The 24,443-nt window shown below is 63.8% G+C and carries 24 protein-coding genes; 12 read left to right on the top strand and 12 right to left on the bottom strand.

Translation table 11 applies throughout. The annotated features are described in order from the left end of the window. The first annotated feature begins 134 nt into the window (after positions 1-134). From I6N89_RS18665 to pcaF, 4 genes are all read left to right on the top strand, one after another. Positions 135-1,301, top strand: a complete 1,167-nt coding sequence (locus tag I6N89_RS18665; protein WP_207020023.1) for a thiolase C-terminal domain-containing protein — start codon at positions 135-137, stop codon at positions 1,299-1,301. A gap of 23 nt (positions 1,302-1,324) precedes the next feature. After that, complete coding sequence (locus I6N89_RS18660) at positions 1,325-1,789, top strand: MaoC/PaaZ C-terminal domain-containing protein (RefSeq protein ID WP_076706271.1); 465 nt, start codon at positions 1,325-1,327, stop codon at positions 1,787-1,789. Between the two features lie 15 nt (positions 1,790-1,804). Next, positions 1,805-2,605 (top strand): enoyl-CoA hydratase/isomerase family protein, encoded by an 801-nt coding sequence (locus I6N89_RS18655; RefSeq protein ID WP_207020022.1) that lies wholly within the window; start codon positions 1,805-1,807, stop codon positions 2,603-2,605. Positions 2,606-2,777: 172 nt separating this feature from the next. Continuing rightward, on the top strand, positions 2,778-3,980 hold the full coding sequence (gene pcaF, locus I6N89_RS18650) for a 3-oxoadipyl-CoA thiolase (protein WP_207020021.1): 1,203 nt from the start codon (positions 2,778-2,780) through the stop codon (positions 3,978-3,980). A 9-nt stretch (positions 3,981-3,989) separates the two neighbouring features. Here pcaF and I6N89_RS18645 read toward each other — a convergent pair whose 3' ends face one another. Then, positions 3,990-4,466: a MarR family winged helix-turn-helix transcriptional regulator gene (locus I6N89_RS18645; RefSeq protein ID WP_207020020.1), complete on the bottom strand. Its 477-nt coding sequence runs from the start codon at positions 4,464-4,466 to the stop codon at positions 3,990-3,992. 117 nt (positions 4,467-4,583) lie between these two features. Between I6N89_RS18645 and I6N89_RS18640 the strand changes: the two genes are divergently transcribed. Next, the gene (locus tag I6N89_RS18640) at positions 4,584-6,071 is read left to right on the top strand and encodes an MFS transporter (RefSeq protein WP_207020019.1); all 1,488 of its coding nucleotides are present in this window, start codon (positions 4,584-4,586) and stop codon (positions 6,069-6,071) included. Here the strand turns inward: I6N89_RS18640 and I6N89_RS18635 are convergent. The 6 genes from I6N89_RS18635 to rpoN all read right to left on the bottom strand — a co-directional run bounded on the left by I6N89_RS18635 (position 6,068) and on the right by rpoN (position 11,423). Continuing rightward, positions 6,068-6,907, bottom strand: coding sequence for an acyl-CoA thioesterase (locus I6N89_RS18635; protein ID WP_207020018.1), 840 nt, complete (start codon positions 6,905-6,907; stop codon positions 6,068-6,070). The genes I6N89_RS18640 and I6N89_RS18635 overlap by 4 nt on opposite strands. After that, complete coding sequence (locus I6N89_RS18630) at positions 6,904-7,785, bottom strand: thioesterase family protein (RefSeq protein ID WP_207020017.1); 882 nt, start codon at positions 7,783-7,785, stop codon at positions 6,904-6,906. Before I6N89_RS18630 ends, I6N89_RS18635 begins: the two co-directional genes overlap by 4 nt. A 43-nt stretch (positions 7,786-7,828) precedes the next feature. Beyond that, on the bottom strand, positions 7,829-8,674 hold the full coding sequence (locus I6N89_RS18625; protein ID WP_207020016.1) for an SDR family oxidoreductase: 846 nt from the start codon (positions 8,672-8,674) through the stop codon (positions 7,829-7,831). Positions 8,675-8,719: 45 nt separating this feature from the next. Next, a complete protein-coding gene (locus I6N89_RS18620) occupies positions 8,720-9,112 on the bottom strand; it encodes a Zn-ribbon domain-containing OB-fold protein (RefSeq protein ID WP_236016718.1) in 393 nt (130 codons plus the stop codon). Positions 9,113-9,117: 5 nt separating this feature from the next. Then, positions 9,118-9,924 carry an enoyl-CoA hydratase-related protein gene (locus I6N89_RS18615; protein WP_207020015.1) on the bottom strand — a complete coding sequence of 269 codons (807 nt, stop codon included), beginning with the start codon at positions 9,922-9,924 and terminating at the stop codon, positions 9,118-9,120. 74 nt (positions 9,925-9,998) lie between these two features. Further along, complete coding sequence (rpoN, locus tag I6N89_RS18610) at positions 9,999-11,423, bottom strand: RNA polymerase factor sigma-54 (protein WP_207020014.1); 1,425 nt, start codon at positions 11,421-11,423, stop codon at positions 9,999-10,001. Positions 11,424-11,748: 325 nt separating this feature from the next. On the opposite strand from rpoN, the gene I6N89_RS18605 reads away from it, so the two are divergent. From I6N89_RS18605 to I6N89_RS18575, 7 genes are all read left to right on the top strand, one after another. Then, positions 11,749-13,407, top strand: a complete 1,659-nt coding sequence (locus tag I6N89_RS18605) for a sigma-54 interaction domain-containing protein (protein ID WP_207020013.1) — start codon at positions 11,749-11,751, stop codon at positions 13,405-13,407. Positions 13,408-13,520: 113 nt separating this feature from the next. Next, positions 13,521-14,642: a C4-dicarboxylate TRAP transporter substrate-binding protein gene (locus I6N89_RS18600; protein WP_207020012.1), complete on the top strand. Its 1,122-nt coding sequence runs from the start codon at positions 13,521-13,523 to the stop codon at positions 14,640-14,642. 100 nt (positions 14,643-14,742) lie between these two features. Next, entirely contained in the window at positions 14,743-15,768 is a 1,026-nt protein-coding gene (gene dctP, locus I6N89_RS18595) for a TRAP transporter substrate-binding protein DctP (protein WP_207020011.1), read from the top strand. Positions 15,769-15,894: 126 nt separating this feature from the next. Then, complete coding sequence (locus I6N89_RS18590) at positions 15,895-16,926, top strand: TRAP transporter substrate-binding protein (protein WP_207020010.1); 1,032 nt, start codon at positions 15,895-15,897, stop codon at positions 16,924-16,926. 71 nt (positions 16,927-16,997) lie between these two features. Next, positions 16,998-17,597: a TRAP transporter small permease gene (locus tag I6N89_RS18585; protein WP_207020009.1), complete on the top strand. Its 600-nt coding sequence runs from the start codon at positions 16,998-17,000 to the stop codon at positions 17,595-17,597. Beyond that, entirely contained in the window at positions 17,597-18,880 is a 1,284-nt protein-coding gene (locus I6N89_RS18580) for a TRAP transporter large permease (RefSeq protein WP_207020008.1), read from the top strand. Before I6N89_RS18585 ends, I6N89_RS18580 begins: the two co-directional genes overlap by 1 nt. 382 nt (positions 18,881-19,262) lie before the next feature. Then, positions 19,263-19,910, top strand: coding sequence for a biosynthetic peptidoglycan transglycosylase (locus I6N89_RS18575; RefSeq protein WP_207020007.1), 648 nt, complete (start codon positions 19,263-19,265; stop codon positions 19,908-19,910). Here I6N89_RS18575 and I6N89_RS18570 read toward each other — a convergent pair. From I6N89_RS18570 to I6N89_RS18550, 5 genes are all read right to left on the bottom strand, one after another. Further along, positions 19,883-20,494: a hypothetical protein gene (locus tag I6N89_RS18570; protein ID WP_207020006.1), complete on the bottom strand. Its 612-nt coding sequence runs from the start codon at positions 20,492-20,494 to the stop codon at positions 19,883-19,885. The two genes, I6N89_RS18575 and I6N89_RS18570, sit on opposite strands and share 28 nt — an antisense overlap. Positions 20,495-20,880: 386 nt before the next feature. Next, on the bottom strand, positions 20,881-21,885 hold the full coding sequence (locus I6N89_RS18565; RefSeq protein WP_207020005.1) for an amidohydrolase family protein: 1,005 nt from the start codon (positions 21,883-21,885) through the stop codon (positions 20,881-20,883). Positions 21,886-21,903: 18 nt separating this feature from the next. Beyond that, positions 21,904-22,134: a tautomerase family protein gene (locus I6N89_RS18560; RefSeq protein WP_076706181.1), complete on the bottom strand. Its 231-nt coding sequence runs from the start codon at positions 22,132-22,134 to the stop codon at positions 21,904-21,906. A 10-nt stretch (positions 22,135-22,144) separates the two neighbouring features. Then, positions 22,145-22,912 (bottom strand): SDR family NAD(P)-dependent oxidoreductase, encoded by a 768-nt coding sequence (locus I6N89_RS18555; RefSeq protein ID WP_236016717.1) that lies wholly within the window; start codon positions 22,910-22,912, stop codon positions 22,145-22,147. Between the two features lie 16 nt (positions 22,913-22,928). After that, positions 22,929-24,392, bottom strand: a complete 1,464-nt coding sequence (locus I6N89_RS18550; protein WP_207020004.1) for an NAD-dependent succinate-semialdehyde dehydrogenase — start codon at positions 24,390-24,392, stop codon at positions 22,929-22,931. Between the last annotated feature and the right edge of the window lie 51 nt (positions 24,393-24,443).

The raw sequence follows: 24,443 nt of genomic DNA, 5'->3' as shown, positions 1-24,443 counted from the left end.
TGCCAGAGCACGCGGCGGCTGCACAGCTCCGCGCTGGCACGCGGTTTGCATCTTTCCCGGCAATATTTGCCGCGCCCCGATATCCGGTCAGACGGTTCGGGCCGCGCGTGCCGCGCTACGTGAGGAGACAGTGAATGAGCCTGAGAAACCGTGCCGTCATCGTGGGTGTCGGGGAAAGCGACATCGGCAAGCTGCCGCATATGAGCGGGCTGGGCCTCAACGCGCAGGCGGCGCGGCGGGCCATCGCGGATGCCGGGATCAAACATACCGAGATCGACGGGCTGCTGACCGCCTATTCCTTTACCGAACCCTATTTCATGCTCGGCTCGGTGCTGGCGGAATATCTCGGCCTCACCCCGCGTTTCGGCGGCTCCATGGTGGTGGGCGGCGCCTCTCCGGCGGTGATGCTGCACCACGCGGCGATGGCGGTCGAGACCGGCCAGGCGGATGTGGTGCTGGTTTGCGCCGGCGAGAACCGCGCCAGCGGCATCTCCCGCGACGCCGCCGTCTCGGCGCTGGCCGCGGTCGGCCACCCCTATTTCGAGGCGCCCTATGGCATCGGCATCCCCTCGCTCTACGCGCTGGTGGCACAGGCCTACATGCACAAATACGGCACCAAGCGCGAGGAAATGGCGGCGGTGGCAGTCAACACCCGCAACCACGCGCTGAAACATCCCAACGCGCATATGAAAAAGCCGATCACCATCGACGATGTGCTCGAGTCCAAGCCGATCTCGGACCCGCTGAACATGCTCGACTGCTGCCTGATCTCGGATGCGGGCGGCGCCTTTGTCGTCACCACCCCCGAGCGCGCGGCGGACATGTCCGGCAAGCCGGTCTATCTCGCCGGCATCGGCGAGCTGCACACCCACGAGCACCTGACCTCGGCCCCCAGCCTCACCGATTACGGCGCCGAGCACACCGCCAAGGTCGCCTATGACATGGCCGGGCTCGGGCCGCAGGACATGGATCTGGCGATGCTCTACGACTGCTTCAGCATCGTGCCGATCATCGAGCTGGAAGAGCTGGGCCTCGCCCCGCGCGGCGAGGGCGGCGCCTTCTTCGCCGAGGGCCACGCGGCGGTGGGCGGCAAGCTGCCGGTCAACACCCATGGTGGCATGCTGAGCCACGCCCATGCAGGCGCGGTCGGCGGGCTGATGGATATCGTCGAGGCCGTGCGCCAGCTGCGCGGCGAGGCGGGCGAGCGTCAGGTCGCCGGAGCCGAGGCGGCGGTGGTGCATAACGAGGGCGGCATCCTGTCCTCGCATTGCACCATGGTCTTCACCTCGGAAGCACGCTGAGACAGAAACAGGAGATACCGACGATGGCCACCGAGCCCAGAGGCAAATATTACGAGGATTTCGAGGTCGGATCCTCTTTCGAGACGCCGCGCCGCACCGTCACCAACACCGATATCGTGAATTTCGCCTGCCTCTCGGGCGATTTCAACGAGGTGCACACCAACTGGGAATACGCGCAAAAGACCCCTTTCGGCGAGCCTATCGCCCACGCCCCGCTGATCTACGCGATCATGGGCGGGCTGAACTACGCCAGCGGCGTCAATGACGGCACGCTGCTCGCGGTGATCGGCATCGACGAATGGCGCATGCTGAAGCCCGTGCTGCATGGCGACACGGTGCATATGAAGACCACCGTGCTGGAAAAACGGCTGACCTCCAAGCCCGGACGCGGCATCGTCAAGGTCAAGCGCGAGTTCAAGAACCAGCGCGACGAGGTCGTCCAGACGATGATGGCCACCTTCATGTACAAATGCCGTCCCGAGGCATGAGCGGAAAGACCACAGATGAGTGACGCAACACCCGACGAGCTGCTGTTCACGGTCGAGAACGGGGTCGCCACGATCACGATCAACCGGCCCGACAAGCGCAATTCCTTCCATGACGACATGGTCCGGCAATGGGTTGCCTGGCTGGAAGAGTGCAAGACGCGCGACGATGTGAAGGTGATCGTCTTCACCGGCACCGAGACCTCGTTTTCGGCGGGCGGCGACACCAGCCGCTTCAAGGGCAAGTCGGAACAGACGCCCTTGCAGGCCAAGGCGGGCATGGTCGAAAATACCCAGTCGCTGGCGCGCAAGGTGGCCGAGATCGACAAGCCGATCATCGCCGCAATCAACGGCATGGCGGTGGGCGGCGGGCTCGACGTGGCGCTGATGTGCGACGTGCGCCTGATGGCGTCTTCGGCGCGGGTGGCCGAGACCTATGCCAAGATGGGGCTGATCCCCGGCGTCGGCGGCGCCTGGTTCCTGCCGCGCATCATCGGCACCGCCGCCGCGCTGGATATGTTCTGGACCTCGCGCTGGGTCGCGGCCGACGAGGCGCTGTCGCTGGGGCTGGTCAACCGCGTCTTCCCCGACGACACGTTCCGCGCCGAGGTGAAAGCCTATGCCGAGCAGATCGCCGAGGCCGCGCCGCTCTCGGTCCGCTTCATCAAGCGCATGGTCTATCAGGGGCTGAATGCCGATCTGCACTCGCATCTCGACACGCTCAGCTCGCATATCGCGCTGGTGCGCACCAGCGCCGACCACAAGGAGGCGGTCGCCGCCTTCAAGGAAAAGCGCAAGCCCAGTTTCACGGGCAACTGAGACCGGCGCGGCGGCACCTCCCTCCTCCCTTCCCCGCCGCCGCGCCCGCCTTTCGCCGCCGATCCTCCCATCCCGGCGAAAGGACGAAACGGGGGCCGGCACGGGTCAGAGACCGCCGGCCCCCGCTCATGACAGCCGGGGACCGGCGCCCATTCCTACCGGAGACAAAGACATGGATTCATTCATCTGCGACGCCGTGCGCACGCCCATCGGCCGCTATGGCGGCAAGCTGTCCTCGATCCGCGCCGACGATCTGGCGGCGCTGCCGATCCGGGCGCTGATGGAGCGTCACCCCGAAACCGACTGGTCGGCGCTCGACGAGGTGATTTTCGGCTCCGCCAACCAGGCGGGCGAGGACAACCGCAACGTGGCGCGCATGGCGGCGCTGCTCGCCGGACTGCCGGTGAACGTCTCGGGCACAACGATGAACCGGCTCTGCGCCAGCGGCATGGACGCGGTCGGCGCCGGCTCGCGCGGGATCCGCGCGGGCGATTACGATTTCGTCCTCGCCGGCGGGGTCGAGAGCATGAGCCGCGCGCCCTTCGTCATGCCCAAGGCCACCAGCGCCTTTTCCCGCGCCAATACGGTCTATGACACCACCATCGGCTGGCGCTTCGTGAACCCCAAGATGGATGCCGAGCACGGCACCCATTCCATGCCGCAGACCGCTGACAATGTCGCTGCCGACTACAGTGTCAGCCGCGAAGACCAGGATGCGTTCGCGGCCCGGTCACAGGCGCGCTGGCAGGCGGCGCATGAAAAGGGGATCTTTGCCGATGAAATCGTTCCGGTGAGCGTGCCGCAGCGCAAGGCCGATCCGATGATCGTCGATACCGACGAACATCCCCGCCCCGGCACCACCGCAGATAAACTTGCCGGGCTGCGCGGCGTCAACGGCCCGGATCTGACCGTGACCGCCGGCAATGCCTCCGGCGTCAATGACGGCGCCGCGGCGCTGCTGCTCGCCAATGAGGCCGCCGCCGCGAAACATGGGCTGACGCCGATGGCCCGCATCGTCGGCATGGCCGCCGCCGGCGTGCCGCCGCGCGTCATGGGCGTGGGCCCGGTGCCCGCCACCCGCAAGGTGCTGGAGCGTACCGGACTGAAGATTGAAGACATGGACGTCATCGAGCTCAACGAGGCCTTCGCCAGCCAGGCGCTCGCCACCCTGCGCGAGCTGGGGGTGCCCGACGACGCCGAACAAGTGAACCCCAATGGTGGCGCCATCGCACTCGGCCACCCGCTCGGCATGTCGGGCGCGCGGCTTGTGCTGACCGCCGCCTATGAGCTGAAGCGCCGCGGCGGGCGCTATGCGCTCTGCACCATGTGCGTAGGCGTGGGCCAGGGCACCGCAATGATCATCGAGGCGGTCTGACCCGTCGCGCTAATCTTGCTCCAGCTCCGAAAGCCCGGCGTTGAACGCATCGAGAAAGCGGATCATCAGCTTCGAGAAGCGCTCGGCGTCCTCATCGCTCCAGTCAGAAATGACTTCTGAAATCAGTGCGTTGCGGAGCTGGGCGATCTCGGCCAGCATCTCGCTGCCGCGCGCCGTGCGCACCACCAGCGCCCGGCGCGCATCGTTGGACGAGACCCGGCGCTCCACCAGCCCGTGCCCGACCAGGGTCGAGACCAGACGGCTGGCGCGCGACTGATCCACCCGCATCGCCTTTGCGATCTCGTTGATCATCACGCCCTGCCCCTCCTCGGCGCCGGGCACGATCGACAGCGCATCGAGCGCCGAGACCTCCATCGTCGCCGCCTGATTGGCCATCGCCGTGCGCCCGATCACCCGGCGCCCGATCATCAGCTTCATCTGCACCAGCCCCCCGCCGATGCGCTCGATACTGTCCGTCCGGTCCATGCGCTGCCTTCCCTCTCTCCCGAAGCATGATTTTGACATATATGCGGAAGTCATGTAAATCGCCTTCATGGCCGCCCCACGGGGGTGTCCTCCCCTCCCCTGTTCGCGGTGACCCCGATGCCCAAGGATTCCGGCGCCTATCCAGAGAAACAGATCGCCTCAGAGCCGGGCCCCACGCGCAACCAGCTGATCGTCTTCGGCTTTCTCATGCTGACCCAGATGATCGCGACGCTGGACAACCAGATCGTCGCCACTGCGCTGCCCACCATTGTCGGCGATCTCGGCCAGGCGGAGCATTTCAGCTGGCTGGTCTCGGCCTATGTACTGGCACAATGCGCGGTGATGCCGGTCTATGGCAAGCTGGGCGACCTGATCGGGCGCAAGACCGTGGTGATCGCCGCGCTGGTGATCTTTACCATCGGCTCGCTGCTCTGCGCCGCGAGCTGGTCGATGACCAGCCTGATCTCGGCGCGCATCCTTCAGGGGCTGGGCAATGGCGGGCTGCTCGTTTCGGTCTTTGCGGTGAGCGCCGATCTTTTCGCCCCGCGCACCCGGGCGCGGTTTCAAAGCTACCTGAGCTTCGTCTTCGTCTTCGGCTCGGTCATCGGCCCGACGCTGGGCGGCTTCCTGACGGTCACGCTTGGCTGGCGCTCGATCTTTCTGGTCACCGCGCCGATGGGGCTGATCGCGATCTTCGGCTTTCTGCATTTCATGCCGCAGCACAAATCCGGGCGGCAGCCGATCATCGACTATGCCGGCGCGCTGATCCTCGCGATGACAGTGACCACGCTGGTGATCTGGGTCGACAGCGCCCGGCTCTTCGACGGTTTCGCCACCCCGCTCAGCCTGACCCTCGGCGCCCTGGTTCTGGCTGGCGCCGCGCTCTGGATCCGCGTCGAGCGCCGCGCCCCCGAACCGGTGGTGCCGCTGACCCTCTTCGCGCAGCGCAATTTCGCGCTGCTTGTGGCGCTGACGCTCTGCAACGGCGCGATCTCGGTCGGGCTGATCACCTATTTCGCCTATTTCCTGCAAATGGGCGTCGGCCTGTCGCCCTCTGCGGCGGGGCTCTATTTCATCGCCATCACCATCGGCGTGTCGAGCGGCGCGCTGATCGCCGGTCGGCTGATGTCGCGCGATGTGCATTTCACCCGGCCGCTGCGCGCCGCCTTCAGCCTCTGCGCGCTGGTGCTGGGGCTGATCGCCTGGCTGCCGCATGACATGCCGCAGCCCTATCTTGCCGGGCTGTTCGTGATGCAGGGCTTTTCCATGGGGCTGGCGATGAACGCCATCATGCTGGGCGCGCAGCTTTCCGCGCCCGAGGGCGATGTCGGTGCCGCGACGGGGGCCATTTCGCTGGTGCGCACGGTGGGTGCGGCGCTGGCCATCGCCATCTATGGCACGATCATCGCACTGGGGGTGACAGGGCTGGAAACCGCCTCCGGCCTCTCGGGCTCGGAGATGACGCCGGCACTGCTCGAAACGCTGTCGGAGGAGACCCGCCACGAGGTCGTGCGGCTTTATTCCGACAGTTTCACCGCGCTCTTCCAGACCGCCTCGGGCTTTGCGCTGCTCGGGCTGGTCTTTGCCTGCCTGATGCGCCGCTAGGCACCAGCGGCCCGCAGCGCCTCGGCCAGATCCGGCGGCAGCTCGGTGGATTTGCGCGCCGCCATGTCGAGGATCAGCGTGATAGTGCTGATGCTCGACAGCGCGGCGCCGGTGCGGAGATCTTCGAGCTGGTGACGGATCTCGATGGATTTGCGCCCGATCTCGCGGAACCAGGACACCTGCCGCACCGGAGTGCCGGGCGCCGCATTGCCCTGCCGGGTGATCTTCAGCTCGACGATGGCGCGGCCCAGACCGCGCCCGTAAAACGCATCCGAAGACACCCCAACGAATTGCCAGAGATGACCGTTGCCGTCCGAGACCCGCATATGCAGCGCGCTCATCAGCAGCTTGCCAGTGCCGTCGAAATCCTCGGGCCGCAGGATGCCCGCATGGGTGACCGTTGCCCGCCCCTCTGCCAGCGCCGCGCCGGTGTCGCTGACGCCATGCGGCCCCGGCGGCAGGCTGCGCGGCGCATAAGCCTCGGCATCGCTGCCCTGCGGATCCGGGCCGAGCCCGTCGCCGCGCAGCTCCAGCGCAGAGGCGGCGACGCGCCCGCTGCTGCCCTCGCGGATGATATGCGCCACACCGTAGGGCGCCCGCGCCTCGGAAAGACGGACAGAGCCGATGGACAGGGTTTCAAGCAGCCGCAGCTCTCGGAAGAACCGCACATGGAACACCTCCGGCGGCGCGGCGGGCTGCGGCCCGGGCACGCCCTGCGCAAAGCGCTCGGAGGCCTGCTGAAAGGCGCGCACGTAAAAGGCGGTGTTCCAGTGGTCGTTGGCGTCGATCTCCCAGGCCGGCACAAAGGCGTGATGGGTCACCGTCTCGGCGCTCATTCCGGCTCACCGAGCCCGTAGGCGCGTGCCGCATCGCGGAGGAACTCCGGCACGGTCACGGGCTTGCGTTTTTCCAGGTCGATCACCAGCAAGAGCTGCTCCAGCGTCGCGCAGGGCGCGCCGGTCTGTGTGTTGACGATCTGGTGCCGCGTGGTGAAATGGCGCGAGCCCAGATCCGACACCCAGGACTGTACGTCGAGACTGTCGCCCACTCCACAGCCGCCATGCAGGGTAAAGCTCATCTCCACCGCCATGCGGTTGCAGTTGCTCTCGTTGATCCAGTCCGCCGTGAGCCCGATCTGATTGAGGAAACTGTGCGACGCCCCGGAACAGAGCGAGGCGAGCGCGTTCCATTGCAGGCAGTTGCGGTGATCCACATCCGAGGGCCGGACCACACCCACCATCGCCGTGGGCAGCGCTGCGCCCTGCGGATCGCGCGGCACCGCGACAAGCTCATGCGGCGTGGCAGGAAGCCCGCGCGGCAGGGCCGGCTGAAGCTCCTCCGCCGTGCAGGCAGGCAAGTCAGCCACCGGATAGGCAGGCATTTCGATGGCCGTGGCCGAAAGCCGGTCATCCTTGCCCTTGAGCATCCGGTGCAGCACCCAGCCGGCATAGGGCCCCTCGGCGATGCGCGCCGACAGCACCCGCATGGTCTCGGGACAGAACAGCTCGCCATGAAAGCGGTAATGCCGGAAACCGGTGCTCTCGGACCCCGGGTTCTCGCCGGTTGCGGCGGTGGCCAGAATCTCGGAGGCCATCTGGAAGGCGCGCACATAGAACTGCACGTTCCAGTGATTGTTGCGGTCGCATTCCCATCGCTTCACCACGCCGGAATAGGTGGCGACGGCGGTCTCTGTTCTCAGCAGGCGGTCGAGCATGGCACTCCCTTTGTCGATTGCCCCAAGGCTACCCGCCCCGAGCTCAGAGCGCATGCAGGTTTCGGACCTTGGAGGGTACGACATTGTATTGCCGCCCGCCATCGACCAGCAGATCGGCGCCCGAGATGAACGACCCCGCCGGCGAGGCGAAGAAGGCCACCGCCTCGGCAATGTCGCCGATCTCGCCCACCCGGCCGAGCGCGGTGCGCTCCATCTCCTCGGCAAAGCGTGTGGGATCGTCGGCCATGCGGTTGATGCCGCCGGTGCCGCCGATGGGGCCCGGCGCGATATTGTTGATATGGATATTGTAGCGCCCCCACTCCACCGCCAGCGTATGCGCCATGGAAATCAGCCCCGCCTTGGCGGCGGCGGCATTGGCCGAACCCGGCCAGCTCAGCCAGGCGAAGGGCGAGACGATATTGACGATGCGCCCGCCATCCGGCGCGTCGCGCAGCGGCTTGAACGCCGCCTTGCAGCAGGCCCAGGCGCCGTTGAGATTGATATCGACCAGCACCTTCCAGCCGTTCTCGGTCAGATCCTCGGCGGGGCTGTGAAACAGCCCGGCGGCGCAGTTCACCAGGATGTCGAGCGAGCCCAGCTCGGCCACGCAGGTGTCGACCGCCGCCTGCACCGCATCGAAATCGCGGATATCCACCGCCACATAGGTCGCCTCGATCCCTTCGGCGGCGAGCCTGGCTTTCGCCTCGGTCAGCACATCCTCCTTGCGGCTGACGATGCAGACACTGGCGCCCAGCAGGCCCAGAACACGGGCGATGCCAAAGCCGATGCCGGTGCCCCCCCCGGTGACAAAGGCGGCCTTGCCCCTGAGCATGTCGGGGGCAAAGGTCTGAAGCGGGCTTCTGGGGTGTTTCGGCGCTGTATCGGCCACGGCGGTCTCCTCCTGTGTCGTGTCTGTCTGGGGCGTCGGCGCGGCTCAGGCGCGGCGGAACACGGGCAGCGTGTTGCCCTCGTGATCCGTCTCGAAATCGACCGTCACCGCGTCGCCGATCTTCACATCGAGCGCGTCGTCCCCCACCAGCGCCGCAATCATGCGCGGGCCTTCGGCCACGATGATCGAGGCGACCACATACGGCACCTTGTCGCGAAACGCCGGCAGCGGCGCGCGGCGCACGATGGTGAAGGTCTCGACCGTGCCGGTGCCGGCGCTTTCGCTCCAGTCGAGATCGGCCTCCCAGCAGGTGGCGCAGTGATGACGCGGCGGGAACTGCACCGCGCCACAGGATTTGCACTTCTGGAACAGCAGCTTGCCCTCTTCGGCGCCCTTCCAGTATTCGAGGCTGTCGCCATTGGCGAAAGTCATGGTCATGTCGGTCAGTCCTTCTGTTCGGGGGCCGCGCGGAATCGCGAGAAATCGGGTTTGCGCTTCTCGAGAAAGGCCGTCGTCCCTTCCTTCTGTTCGGTATCGCGGTAATTGTCGGGCACGATCCAGCGGCGCAGGCTGTCGCCCTGTCCCAGCAGATCCTGGAATTCCTGCACGAAAGTGGCCTTGTAGACCTTGAGACAGGTGGGCGCGACGGCGAGCAGCTCGTCGCACCATTTCGCCACCTCGGCATCGAGATCCGCCATCGGCACCACCGCATTGACCAGACCCCAGTCATACATCTGCTGCGCCGAGTATTTCCGCCCCAGCATCCACATCTCGCGAGCGCGCTTGTGACCCACCACGCGCACCAGATAGCTGATCACCGGCCCCGAGGTCGGATAGGCGACGCGTGGCTCGCTCTGGGAAAAGATCGCGTGATCGGCGGCGATGGTGAAATCGCAGAAATAGGCGAAATGGTTGCCCCCGCCCACCGCATAGCCATTGACCCGCGCGATGATCGGCTTGGGGCACTGGCTGAAGGTCAGATAGGGCGGCGCGAATTCGCGCGGGCCGGTATGGCCCATCTTGCCCTCGCGCTGCTTGGAGACATCGGCGCCGGCGCAAAAGGATTTCTCGCCCGCGCCGGTGAAGACGATCACCCCCACCACCGGATCCTTGCCCGCCATGTCGAGCGCCGTCTCGATCTCGCGCATGGTCTCGGGCGTGCAGGAATTCAGCTTTTCCGGGCGGTTGATGGTGATCGTCGCGATATGCCCGTCGATCTCGTAGAGAATGTCCTCGAATGCGGCAGCCATGATCCCCCCTGTTTCCTCACAAACCGTTCAGGGGAAACCAAGCAAATCATGTGCCAGCGCGTGCCCGGACGGGCTCAGGCATAGGCCTCTTCCGCCTGTTTCTGCCGGCGGCGTTGCAGCGACGAGGGGATATTCATGATGTCGCGATACTTGGCGACGGTGCGCCGCGCGATGTCGATGCCGCCCTTGCGCAGCTCGCTGACGATGGCCTCGTCCGACAGCACGGTCTTGGCGGTCTCGGCATTGACCAGCGCGGCGATCTTGTGGCGCACGGTTTCCGACGACAGATCCCCCTCGCCGTCCACCGAGGCGATGGAGTTGGTAAAGAAAAACCGCAGCTCATAGAGGCCGCGATCCGTCATCAGGAACTTGTTGGAGATCGCGCGACACACGGTCGAGACATGCACGCCCACGGTCTCGGCCACATCGCTGAGATTGAGCGGCTTGAGATGCTCGACCCCGTGTTTCAGGAACGCCTCCTGCTGGGTGACGATCTCGGTGGCGACATTCAGGATGGTGCGGGCGCGCTGATCGACATTGCGCGCCAGCCAGGTGGCGTTTTTCATGCAATCGACGACAAAGCGCTTGTCCTTCGATCCGAGCTTGCCGGCGGTGATCTCGGCGTAATACTGGCGGTTGACCAGCACGCGCGGCAGCAGCGCGGTGTTCAGCTCGACCTGATAGCCGCCATCCTCGGCGGAACGCACGATCACGTCGGGCAGCGCCGGCGGAGTCGGAGTGGTGTCGAACCGCCGGCCCGGGCGCGGATCGAGATCGCGGATCTCGGCGGCCATCTCGGCAATGTCCTCAAGGTCGACACCGCAGAGCTTTGCCAGCTTCCTGAGATCGTATTTCGCCAGCAGCGGCAGGTTCTCGATCATGCAGGCCATGGCCGGATCGAAGCGGTTCTTCTCGCGCAGCTGGATCTCCAGACATTCGGCGAGGCTACGCGCGGCGATGCCGGCGGGCTCGAAGCCCTGCACGCGCTTCAGCACCTGCTCGACCCGCTCCTCGGTGGTGCCGAGGCGGCGGCAAATTGACTTAACATTTTTGCCCAGATAGCCGCTCTGATCCAGCGACTCGATGAGCTCGACGGCAATCATCGCCTCGGCGGGATCGCGGAAGGTCATCGCCGCCTGCCGGTTGAGATGGTCGCGCAGGCTGATCTCGGCGGCGAGGTAACGCTCGATACCGTTGTCGTCGCGCTCGCCGACGGCTGCGCGAGACCCGGAGCCGCCCATCCCCATGCCGTCGCCGCCAGAGGCGCCGCGCTCGGGCGCCGGGGCGCTCTGGGCGTTGAGGCTGGTCGAGGGCGCCGCGACATCGGCGTCGCTGCTCTGTCCGACCAATTCCATCAAAGGGTTACGCTCTGCCTGATCCCTCAGAAAGTCGTCGAGCTCGTTGGCGCTGAGCTGGAGAATCCGGATCGACTGGATGACCTGCGAGGTGATCGCGACGGTCTGTTTGGTAAATACACCAACCTCATGGCGAAGCTGCATGGCTCCCTCCCTGATGCAACGGCCCGTGTCCGTCTCTCATGTGATGCGTGCGGTCCGACCCGGCCTCCCAACCAAGCGACCCAGTGCCTCTCCCCCTGCCGCGCGTCTGTGCCGGCAGGCCCGGCCGAGAGACAGATTTACCAGAAATCTGTCCTCGACTACGACTTTTTGCGGGGATTCCAAATCAATTGCAAGAGAAAAAACAGAGTGCGTGACCGCGATGAGAACATACATGGCACAATAGTGTTATCCCTGAGTACGATTCACGGTTGTGCCGACGCGACTCTCTTCGTAGGTTAACGCAAACAAGGAAATGAGCAATCCAATGTCTGAAAAAGATAGGACAATCAGCATCCAGGGTGTCGCCGTCAACGACAGCGAGGGCGGGCTGCTGTGGAGTTTCGGCATCGCGACCGACCCGCGGATCGAGGAAATGCTCGACGACGAGGAATGGATTCAGGAGGCGATCGCCGCCCGGATGCGGCCGATTCTGCTCACCGACCACAAGCTCATCGCGATCACCTCGGAAATCGCCGGCGGCTATCTGACGGTGCTGTCGGACAGCGCCAGCGACGTGGTGATGAACTTCATCCTCAACGTGCCCTTCGCCTATGACATCCTCAACCACATCCTCACCGACCCCTATGATGCCATGGCGGTGGTCGATGCCAAGGAGAAGGTCGCCTTCATCTCGCCGATCCACGAGAAATTCTTTGGCATGCATAACGGCGAGGGCGTCGGCAAGAACGTGCGCGACGTGATCGAGAACACCCGCCTGCACAAGGTGGTGCGCACCGGCATCGCCGAGGTCGGCCAGATCCAGCACATGCAGGGCAACGAGCGCGTTGTCTCGCGCCACCCGATCCGCCGCGACGGCAAGGTCGTGGGCGCCATCGGGCGGGTGATGTTCAAGGGGCCGCAGCAGCTCGAAGCGATGTCCAAGCGGATCCACGATCTGGAATCCGAGATTGCCGTCTACAAGAAAGAGACCCGGCAGAAGGTGAAGGGCGAGGAATTCCTCGACATGATCATCGGCCAGAGCCTCGCCATCCAGTCGGTGCGCGAACAGATCCGCAAGATCGCGCCGCTGGACATCCCCGTGCTGATCCAGGGCGAAAGCGGCACCGGCAAGGAGCTGGTGGCGCAGGCGCTGCACATGATGAGCGCGCGGCAATCTGGCCGGCTGGTCACTATCAACGCCGCCGCCCTGCCCGACACGCTGGTGGAAAGCGAGCTCTTCGGCTACGAGGCCGGCTCTTTCACCGGCGCCGACCGCAAGGGACGGCCCGGCAAGTTCGAGCAGGCCGACAAGGGCACGATCTTTCTCGACGAGATCGGCGACATGGCGCTCGACACCCAGTCGAAGCTGCTGCGCGTGCTTCAGGACCGCATCGTCGAGCGGGTCGGCGGCGACAAGCCCAAACATGTGGATTTCCGCCTGTGCAGCGCCACGAACCGCGATCTGGAGACATTCGTGGAGGAAGGCCGCTTCCGGCTCGACCTGTTCTACCGCATCAGCCCGGTGGTCATCGTGCTGCCGAGCCTCGAAGAGCGGCTTGAGGACATTCCCCTGCTCATCAATCATTTCGCCGCCGATCTCGCCAAGCAGTACAACCGCCCGGTGCCCGAGATCGACCCGGATGTGCATTCCTTCCTGATGGAGCAGGACTGGCCCGGCAATATCCGCCAGCTTCGCCATGTGATGGAGCGGGCCTTTGTGTTCTGCGAAACCGGCCGGATGAGCGTCGCCGATTTCCGGACGCAGCAGGCAAGCATGAAGCCCGCGAGGAAAGCTGCCAGCGTGACCAGCCCGCAGGCAAAAAGCGGCTCGCTCAAGGACAATCTGGAGGAGCTGGAGGCCAAGCTGATCAACGACGCGATCATCCGCTTCAAGGGCAACAAGAAGAAGGCCGCCGAGCATCTCGGCGTGTCGCGCTCCTATCTTTACAAGAAGCTGGAGGCCCTGGGCGGCGATCCCGACTGACCCGCACCACGCGCCACGCGCGGCAGACGGGCATGCCCGGTGACGGGCTGCTTTCCAATTGGCACGCGATTTGCATCAAATGTATTTACATAACGTTCGGAGGGAGGAACCACATGCGTTACACGATGTCTGCCACGGCGCTTTGCGCGCTACTGGCGGCCGCGCCGGCGGTCGCCGACACCTATCTCGCCGCGACCTGGCTGGGGCTCGGCTCACCCAACGGCAAGTTCATGCAGGAATATGTCTCGCAGATCGACGAGATTTCCGGCGGTGAGCTGACTTTCGATCTGCATGCCGCCGGCGCCCTGCTGCCCGCCGATGGCAGCCTCTCCGGGCTCAGCGCCAATGTCGCGCAATTCGTGCACATCACCGGCGCCTATGTGCCCTCCGACCTGCCGCTCGACAATGTCATGAGCGATTTCGCCTTCGCCTATGAAGGCTCGCTCACCGCGCTGGCCATCGGCTCGATCGAGACCAAGCTGACCGATCCCTCGATCCAGGACGAGTACAAGAGCCACGACGCGGTATTCGTCTCAACGGGCGCCAACGGCCCCTACAACCTGATCTGCAAGGGCGAGATCCACGGGCTCGACGATCTCGACGGCAAGAAGATCCGCGTCACCAGCAGCGCCCATGTGGCATGGCTGAACGCCGTCGGCGCCACCTCGGTCAGCGTGCCGGGCTCGGAGATCTATACCGGCCTGCAACGCAATTCCATCGACTGCGCGGTGGGCGACCCGCTGTTCCTGACCGATTACTTCAATCTGGTCGAGGTCGCGGATTCCGTCACCACCCTGTCGCTCGGCTGGCTCGACACCGGCGGCTATTTCTTCAACCGTGACTTCTGGAACGACATCACCCCCGAGGAACGCCGGCAGCTTCTCGACGCGGCGGCGATGACCACGGCGGTCAATATGATCGAATGGGAGGAAAGCCTGGAAGGCGCCTATGCGGCGGCCAACGAACAGGGCGTCGCGGTGATCGAGCCCGACGAGGACCTTGCCGCGCAGATGGAGGCCTACAAGGCCGAGTATCGCGACGGCTTCGCCGCCTTCGAGATGGACAAGCGCAATATCGACGATCCCAGCGAACTGGTGGCGCATGCGGATGAGGCACATGACCGCTGGAACGCGCTCCTGTCGGAGATCGACGCGCGCGACCCCGCGGCGCTCGCGGCGCTGCTGAAAACCGAGATCTACGACAAGATCGACGTAGAGACCTACGGCATCGACTGACCCCTTTGCCACGGCTGCCAGGTGACGCAACGGCAGTCGTGGCACACCATTTGCGTCCTTCAGCGCTTGCGGAATAAATTCCGCCAACGTGGAGGAGCACATGAAACACATTTCCAATCTCGCCGCCGTGGCCTCGGTCGTCGGCGCGACGCTGGGCATGCCCGCGCAGGCACAGGAGACGACCAAACTGAAGGTCGCCTCCTTCCTGCCGGAATCGCACCATATCGTCGCGCATGGCACGCAGGTCTGGATGGATGCCGTCACCGACTCCGGGGCGCCGGTGGAGTTCGAATTCTACCCCGCGCAGCAGGCCGGCAAGGCCAACCAGCTGCTCGACCTGATGACCGCCGGCGCGCTCGATGTGGTCGAGATCGCGCTGGGATATTACACAGACCGCTTCCCGCTCTTCGGCGTGGTCGAGATGCCGGGCATGTATCAGAACCCCTGCAACGGCGCGCAGGCGATCCGCCGCCTCGCCTCCGAAGGCGGCGTGATCTATGAGGACGATATCGCACCCAAGGGGCTGCACCCGCTGTCCTTTTATGTCTTCCCGTCCTACGCGACGATCTCGCGCCAGCCGATCCACGGCGCAGAGGATTTCGCCGGGCGCAAGATCCGCACCGCCGGCGGCGCGATGGAACTGGAAGTTTCCGAGCTCGGTGGCGTCGCGGTCAAGATGTCTTCGCCCGAGATCATGCAATCGCTGTCGCGTGGCACCATCGACGGCGCCATGCTGACCTATCTCAGCTCCAAGCAGTACGAGCTCTACCGCTCTGCCCAATACGGCACCTCGGGCTACAGTTTCGGCGGCGCCATCGTCATCCTGATGATGACCGACCAGAAATACCAGGCTCTGAGCGACGAGGCCAAGGCCGCGGTCGACGCTGCCGGGGTCGAGGCAGAGCAGGCCTATTGCTCCTATGCCGTCGAGGGCAACGCCGAGGCCATGGCCTTCATGAAGGAGCAGGGCGTCGAGATCCACGAGATCACCGAGGACGAAAAGGCGGGGCTCGACACCAAGCTCGCCTCTCTGTCGGACAACTGGGCGGCGCAGCTGGAACAGATCGGCAAGCCCGGCGCAAAGGCGCTCGCAGAGTTCCGCGCCCTGCTGGAATCGAACGAATAATTAACGGCGCTGCCGGACGTCACGCGCCTGTCGCATGACGCCCGGCAGATCATGCGAGACCAGTGGCACACGATTTGCAGTGTTACGTTTGTGAAGTCTCGTTTCACAAAGTTCAGGGAGGACGATATGAAAACCTATCTCAAAGAGGCGCTGGCCGCATTTGCCACCACGCTGATGATCCCCGCCGCCGCCATGGCGCAGGACAGCATGACGCTCAAGCTGGGCACATTCCTGCCCTCGACCCATTTCGGCGTCACCCAGGGCACGAATGTGTTTATGGAGGAACTGAGCAAGCTGACCGACGGCAAGGTCGAGGTCGAATTCTACCCCGCCGAACAGGCCGGCAAGGCCAAGCAGCTGCTTGAACTGGTGCGCGTCGGCGCCATCGACATCGCCGAGATCGGCACCGGCTATGTCAGCAGCGACGACATTCCGCTGCTGGGCGTGCTGGAAGTGCCCGGCATCGTGGAAAAGGTCTGTGACGGCACCCATGCCAGCCGTGCTGTTGGCGATCCTGGCGGCGTGGTCTATGAAAACGCCTACAAGCCGCTCGGCATCCGCGTGCTGAGCTACTACGTCTATTCGCCCTACGGCCCCGCGGGCTCGCGCCTGCCGGTGGAATCCGTCGAGGCGCTCGAAGGCATGAAGCTGCGCAACGCCGGCGGCCTGATGGAACTGACCGTGGCGGCGCTCGGCGGCGTGCCAATGAAACTGACCTCGCCGCAGGTTCTGACCGGGCTTCAGCGCGGCACGGTGGATTCCTATCTCGGCGCCTATCTCTCGGTCGAGGCCTATGAATACTACCTCTACGCCAAATACGGCGCGACCGGCTTCTCGATGGGCACGCCGGGTATCTTTGCGGTGATGTCGGAATCGAAATACCAGTCGCTGCCCGAAGATATCCGCACCGCGCTGGACGAGGCCGGCATGATGGCCGAGGAAAACTTCTGCGCCTATTCCGATGCCAACGAGGCCCGCGCCATCCAGGAGCTTCAGGACGAGCACGGCATGGAGATCCACACCTGGACCCCGGAACAGGTTGAGCTGCTGCGCGAAAAGACCTCTCATGTCTCCGAAGACTGGGTGGCGAGCCTTGAGGCACGCGGCATTCCCGCCGAGCAGACCCTCGCCGATTTCCAGGCCGCGCTCGGCGACTGAGCCAAGCCGCGACAAAGCGCTTCCCGGCCCGGCCGGGAGGCGCCTCACTCCAACAGGCGGGGAGCCACGCAATGTCAGAAACCGACCATCCTCCCCCGGGCGCCGCGCAGCGCGTCTTCCGGGCCCTCGACACGGCGCTGAGTGCCGTTGAAAAGCTCATCATGGCGATTGTCGTCGTCGTGCTCTTTCTCATCATGATCTTCGTCGCCGCCGATGCGCTGCTCCGCTACACGCTGAACAGCCCGCTGATCTTCAGCTACGATCTGGTGTCGATGTATCTTCTGCCGGTGGCGATGCTGATCCCCGCCAGCTTCGTGCTGCGGCGCGGCGGGCATATCTCGGTCGATCTCTTCGCGCTGATGATGCCCGCGCGGATGCAGCAACTGCTCTTCGGCATCTCGACGCTCGCCTGCGCGCCGGTCTTTACCATCATGTTCTACCGCATCATGCAGAGCTCGCTGGAAAGCTATGAGCACGGGCTGGTGACCACCGGCATGATCAACTGGCCGATCTGGCTGCATCAGGCGATCTTCAGCGTGACCACCTTTGCCGTGGCCGTACGGCTCGTGCATATCGGCATCACCAATCTCTTCGCCTTCGTCACCGGCGCCGACAAGATCGCCATTTCGGTGCTGCCCGACCATTCCGACCCGCTTGAGGAGGCTGTCTGATGGCTGTCGCGATCGGCTTTCTTCTGCTCGCCGTCCTGCTGGTGATCGGGCTGCCCGTGGCGCTGGCGCTGGCGCTCTCCGGCGCCGTCGGGCTCTATTTCGTCGGCGGCACCGCGCTCTCCACCGGCATCCTTGCCGCAGCCCCCCTCGGCGCGGTCGAGAGCTATGAGTTCGTGATGATCCCTATGTTCATCCTGATGGCGAATTTCATCGTGGTGAGCGGCGTCGCGGACGACATGTTCAACATCGCCAAGACCTGGATGGGCCGCGTACCCGGCGGTCTTGCCCATGCCACCGCGATCACCGGCGCCGCCTTCGGCGCCATCTCGGGCTCCAGCACCGCCGCCGCCGCGACCCTTTCCTCGACCACGATTCCGGGGATGATCAAGCACGGCTACGACCGCCGGCTCGCCTCGGGTGTGGTGGCGATCTCGGGCACGCTGTCGATGCTGATCCCGCCCAGCGGCGCGATGATCATCTACGCGCTGCTTGCGGATATGAGCGTCGCCAAGCTGCTGATCGCGGGGATCATTCCGGGCCTCATGGTAACGGCGGCGATCATGCTGACGATCCTCTTCCTGGTCTGGCGCAACCCCGATCACGCGCCGAGCGCCGAGAGCTACACCTGGCGGCAGAAATTCGGCTCGCTCAAGGCGGCGTGGTCCTTCATCCTGCTATTCACCCTGGTGACCGTGGTGATCTATACCGGCATCGGCACCCCCACCGAGGCCTCCGCCGTGGGCGCGCTGGCGGCACTGCTGCTGGCGGTGAGCCGGGGCACTACGGTGAAGGAGCTGATCCACGCGGCCCTCGCCACCGCAGAGGCCAGCTGCATGATCGCGCTGATCTTTCTGGGGGCGCAGATCTTCGTCTACTTCCTGACGATGACCCAGGCGACGCAGGATCTGGTGGCCTATGTGATGGCTTCGGGCATCCCGCCGCTGGCGATCCTGATCCTGGCACTGGCGATGTACCTCATCCTGGGCTGCTTCATGGATCTGGTGGCGATGCTGATCCTGACGGTGCCGGTGGTCACGCCGCTGATCCTGCAGCTCGGCTACGATCCGATCTGGTTCGCGGTGATCACCATTGTCATGGGCGAGGTCGGCGTGCTGACGCCGCCACTGGGGATGAATGTCTTCGTGATCTCGAAATACACCAAGATGCCGGTGGCCGACGTGTTCCGGGGCTCCTTCCCGCATGTCATCGCCCACCTGATCCTCGTGGCGATCCTCGTGGCCTTCCCGGGTCTGGTGACCTGGCTGCCCTCGACGATGCAGTGAAAGCGGGGTGGGCAGGGAGTGCCCACCCTTTCATGCGGAGCTGGGGGTCTTTTAGTCAGCCCTTCCGCGAAATTCGCGCAAGCTGCACCATGACGCTAAGCACGGACGCGCAGGACACAGCGCTATCCGCAATGGCTAGGGAAACGATCGCTCTCTGCCCGGCCATTGAGACCAATCAGATTCATCCTTATGCGACCTGTGGTTCTGAGTGAAGTTTCAGGCTGTCGTAAAAGGCTTGGTAGTTGGCTAGCAGCACGTTCAGTGGTATCCAACCTGCGGATGATTGCTAAGGTCAAATAAATTGCGAATCCCTCCCTCGAAAATTCACGAACCAAGCACCCACCTTGGATTTAAAAAGTTTCTTCTCGCACTAAATCGAGACTTGGATACAATTAAGGATGCGGTCAGCTTTAATCGTGACTATGGATTTTACTTCGATCACTCACTGCCGTTCGATTTAGAAGTCACATCAAAATTAGAAACTGCGATTCTCTACATGGAGGATCGCAGATTCTATTGCCACAAAGGGTTTGAGATGCGGGCAATTATCCGCGCCTTGCATCGTTTGATCAGGCGAGGAAAGATAAGCGGCATTAGCACGATAGATCAACAGGTTGTTAGAATTTCTACGCGACGCTTCGAGAGGTCATTCGCGCGTAAAGCGCGCGAGATAATATTGGCCTGTATACTGAATCTTCATATCTCCAAAAGATCAATATTTGACTACTATGTCCACAACGCGTATCTCGGCTACAGAATGCAGGGTTGCGAAGTCGCATCAAGGAAAATATTTGGCTTGCGAGCTTGCGATCTGGACGAAAAGCAAGCTTCGTTTATTGCTAGCCTTTTTCCCCTCCCATTCCCGAAGGACGTCTATCAAGAGTATATCAACTCAGGCCTCCACCCTATGACTGACCCGAATGACTTGATTAAATTTGCGGAGAACATTGCGCCTCGCTGGTCAGGAAGGGTCAAGTATCGGTTTAAAATTGCCCAGCAGGCCTATGACTTTAAATTTAGAAGCCTTTGAATGAGGTAAGTTCTTGATATCATGTCAAGATGACCCACCCTAATATTGTCGTATAGTGAAATCCTAGATGTTTCCTCATTCGCGGTCATTTCGTTGAGATCGGCGAGTAAGCGGTAAGCGGCATAGCGTGCAACATCCAACCTCCTTTGCGCCGCTTCTTGCTCATCTCGATGCGCGGCACTTAGATTTTTTTTCCCATATCGATTTGTTCTTAAGGCGATATCGCTCACCTTTCGTATTTTTTCATGAACGGAATTTTCAAATTCCAGCATTTTCTCTTTGCCAAAAAAGTGGAATATTCTTGATTTGAAACTGGAAAATTCGTGCATCCAATCTCGGACACTATTCCTGTAATGCTGAAGCTCATCTTCAGTTGCGTCGCCTCTATTAACGCACGAGACAAATTCCGAAGTAGCCAGAATTCGCTTATCAAAGGCACGCGCCAGATCTTCAATAACCTTAGTGCACGCCTCGAACTCTCTTTGGCGAACTTCTTCGCGCTTATTGTGCCTCCACGACCTTTGTTGGAGGAAATAGCCAACCAATGCCACCACTAGACCAATTAGAACGGACTGCGGAAACATTCTTCTAACCTCGCATCACAAATGATACAGTTTCTTACTCGGTTCGCTTCGTCGCAGGCAGATTCATCCGCTCAGACATAGCGCGCGATAATTGCTGTGAAGCGTTGGAGGCATTATTTGCACGTACGCCAGCTTTCGTCAATGTGGGCCACCTCATCTCAAGCGCATTCGACCTTAGGGTCAGCTGAATAATGACAGATTAGTCCCCAATAGCCTACCTCCGACCGAAACCAGAGATCGGAGACGCCGCAAATAACAGCTGCGACCAGCCGCGCTGCCGCGAGTTCAACCAGTGATGCTGAATGTCGGCTCAGTGCCGGTTGCATCAGCCGGACCAGGCATTGCCCTGCCGAGTGCCACATCCGCTTTCTGCGCAAAGCTCCCCCTCACACCCCCAGCCGATACACCCGCGCTGCCGTACCGCTGTAGAGCGCGGCCTTCTCCTCCTCCGAACAGCTCGCCGTGATCCGCTTCAGCGCGTTCCAGAGCGGCACGTATCCGCAGGAAAACGCGTCGGGGGGGAAGTTGCTCTCCATCATGCAGCGCTCGGCACCAAAGAGTCCGATGGCCGTCTCCACATAGGGCCGCCAGACCTCCGCCAGCTCCTCCGAGCTCACCAGATCCGCGCGCGTCTCGAAGCCGAAGCCCCAGACCGGCATTCCCAAGCCGCCCACCTTGCAGACCACATTCGGGCGCTTCGCCACCTCGGCCAGCTTGTCACGCCAGTCGGAGAAGAGATCCCGGCGCTCGGCGTCGCTCATCTCCAGCCCCATGGCGATGGTCATGTGATTGACGACGATCGGCGTGTCGGGGAAGGCATCGGCGAGATCTCCGATATCGGGCAGTTGCAGGTGAAACCCCGTCGCGTCGTAGCTCAGCCCGCGCGCGGCGAGCTGGGCAAAGCCCTCGCGGAAGTTCGGATGATGATAGAGCCCCTGCGGCGGCCGCCCGGTGGAGAAATAGCGATAGGGCAGATCGCTGGGGTGATCCATGCTGATCTGCCGGATCCCGCGGAACCGCTCGGGCGCCGCGGCGAGCGCCCGGTCGAACAGCCAGCCGACCTGCTCGCCGAGCCGCAGATCGGCCTTGCCGACGATGCCGGCGCAGACCTTCGGCCCCTCGTATTCGGTGCCCGAGCACATGGCACCGACGCCGTTGGCGAACTCGATCTCGCCCAGCGGGCGCAGCACCTCCGGCCCCTCGCGGCGCATGAAGGCGCCGGTCTCGACATAGACCGAGGCCACCACATTGTGCCCGGCGCGCATGTCGTCGAGACATTCGTCGAGCATATAGCGCACGCCCTTGCGCTCGAAGAGGTGGTGATGCGGGTCGACGATGGGCAGATCCGGCTCCAGGATCTCCTCGTCGCGGCCTTCCAGTCGCTTGGTCATGCGGCGCCCTTTCCGGTCTCAGACATCCTTGTATCCGGGTTTCTTGTAGAGACGGTCCTTGTTGCCCCGGATCTCGGGCAGGAAGACCTGCCCGATCCAGTCGGCGCGAGGCACGTCCTCTATGGCCACCGAGAGCGCGTCTTCGCCGACGCCCATGACCTCGGTCGCGGTCTTGACCAGCGCCTCCGCGATCTTCTGCTTGGTGGCCTCGTCGCGGCCCTCGATCATCTTGATGGAGATATGCGGCATGGGTCTCTCCTCAGCCGGCGGTAAAGCCGCCATCGACGGCAAAGGCCTGACCGGTGGCATAAGAGCCGCGATCCGACAGCGCCCAGCAGGCCATCTGCGCCATCTCGCGCGGATCGGCGAGGCGCCCGAACGGGATCTGGCCGAGGATCATCTCGCCGCGCCGCGCCATCGTGTCCTCCAGCATCGGCGTGTCGACATAGCCCGGGCAAAGCGCGTTGACCCGGATCTTCGGCGCGTATTCCAGCGCGGCGGTCTTGGTCATGCCGACCACCGCGTGTTTGCTGGCGGAATAGCCGGTGGTGGTCGGAAAGCCCTGAAGCCCGGCGAGCGAGGCGGTGTTGATGATCGCGCCGCCACTCTCCTGCGTCAGCATCTGGCGGATCTGAGCCACCATGCAGAGCCAGGTGCCCTTGAGGTTGATGGTGACGATGCGGTCAAAGGCTTCCTCGTCCCATTCCGCCGTGAGCCGCCCGCCCTGCCCGATCTGGCCACCGGTGATGCCGGCATTGTTGAAGGCGCAATCGAGCCGGCCCCAGCGATCCACCGCCGCCGCAACCATCGCCTCGATATCCGCCCTGCTGGCGAGATCGGCCACCACCGGCACGACCTCTCCGCCCAGATCCCGCACCTCGTCGGCGGTCTGCTCGACCCCCTCCGGGGTGACATCCGAGATCACGAGGCGCGCCCCCTCCTCGGCAAAGAGCCGGGCCGAGGCGCGACCGATGCCGCCTGCCGCGCCGGTGACGAGCGCGACCTTGCCGTCTAGCATTCCTGTCATAAGACCCTCCCTGATCTCAGATATTCACGCGGCGCTGGCTGATCGTCTTCGAGACGGTGTAGCTGTCGAGCGATTCCATGCCGCCCTCGACGCCGATGCCGCTTTCCTTGTGCCCGCCAAAGGGCGCGTCGGCGCCGGGGCTGGTGAACTGGTTGATCGCGACCGAGCCGCATTCCAGCGCGTTGGACAGCCGGTCGGCCATCTCCACATCGTTGGTAAAGACATAGCCCGCGAGACCCACCTCGATATCGTTGGCGATGCTCAGTGCCTGGTCCATATCCGCCACCGGCGTGCAGGGCGCGAGCGGACCGAAAGGCTCTTCATGCATCACGCGCGCATCGAGCGGCACGTCGCCCAGCACGGTGGGCGCAAAGAAGCAGCCCGAATTGCCGACGCGCTCGCCGCCGGTCAGCACCTTCGCGCCGCGCTCGACCGCGTCGGCGACGAGGCTCTGCATGGTCTCGATACGGCGGAAGTTGACCAGCGGACCGACCTGCGCGCCCTCGGTAAAGCCGTCGCCGACCTTGAGCTTGCCCGCCCGCGCGGCGAATTCACCGACGAAATCGTCATAGACCTTTTCGTGGATCAGGAAGCGCGAGGGCGACACGCAGAGCTGCCCGGCCATGCGGAACTTGCCGCCCACCGCCAGCTCGGCGACCTTGGCGGGATTCACATCGGCGCCGATCAGCACCGGCGCATGGCCGCCCAGCTCCATCAGCGAGGGTTTCACCCCCTCGGCGGCCAGCCGCATGAGCTGCTTGCCCACCTCGACCGAGCCGGTCAGCGTCACCGCGCGGATCACCGGCGACAGGATCAGCTTTTCCGAAACCTGGCTGGATTTGCCGTGAATGACCTGAAGCACGCCGTCCGGCAGGCCTGCGTCGATGAAACACTGCGCCAGCAGGCAGGTCGAGGCCGGGGTCTGGCTGGCGGGCTTGATGATCACCGAACAGCCCGCCGCGATAGTGCCGGCAAGCTTGCGGCCCGCAGCACTCACCGGTACGTTCCACGGGGTGAAGGCCGCGACCGGACCGATGGGCTCGCGCATCACGAACTGATAATTCGGATGCTGGGTCGGCACGACGCGGCCATAGGTGCGCAGAAGCTGCTCGGCATCCCAGTCGAGAAAGCTCGACGAGCGCGACACCTCGGCCTCCGCATCGGCCAGCGGCTTGCCATGTTCCAGGGTGATCGCCGGGGCGATGTCCTTCGCCCGCTCGCGCATCAGCACCGCCACCCGCTTGAGCAGCTCCGAGCGTTCCTGCGGCGGCACCTTGCGCCAGATCTCGAAACCGCGCTGCGCCGCCGCCAGTGCCCGGTCGAAATCGGCATCGGTGGCACCGGGGACCGGGCCGAGGATCTGGTCGTCCGCCGGGTTCTGCACCTGGTGGCAGGGCGCGCGGTCATAGATCCACTCGCCGTCGATCAGCATACCCACCTTGGGATAGGTGTAACCGTGGGAACTGGCTTGGTCGGTCATGGTGTCATCCTGTGTTGTCACGGGGGCGCCCGATGCGCCCCCAGGAATGTT

The organism is Salipiger abyssi, from assembly GCF_017311415.1.
Lineage (GTDB): Bacteria > Pseudomonadota > Alphaproteobacteria > Rhodobacterales > Rhodobacteraceae > Salipiger > Salipiger abyssi_A.
The sequence above is the reverse complement of the archived record's forward strand: the minus strand, read 5'-3'. Positions and strand labels throughout refer to the sequence as shown.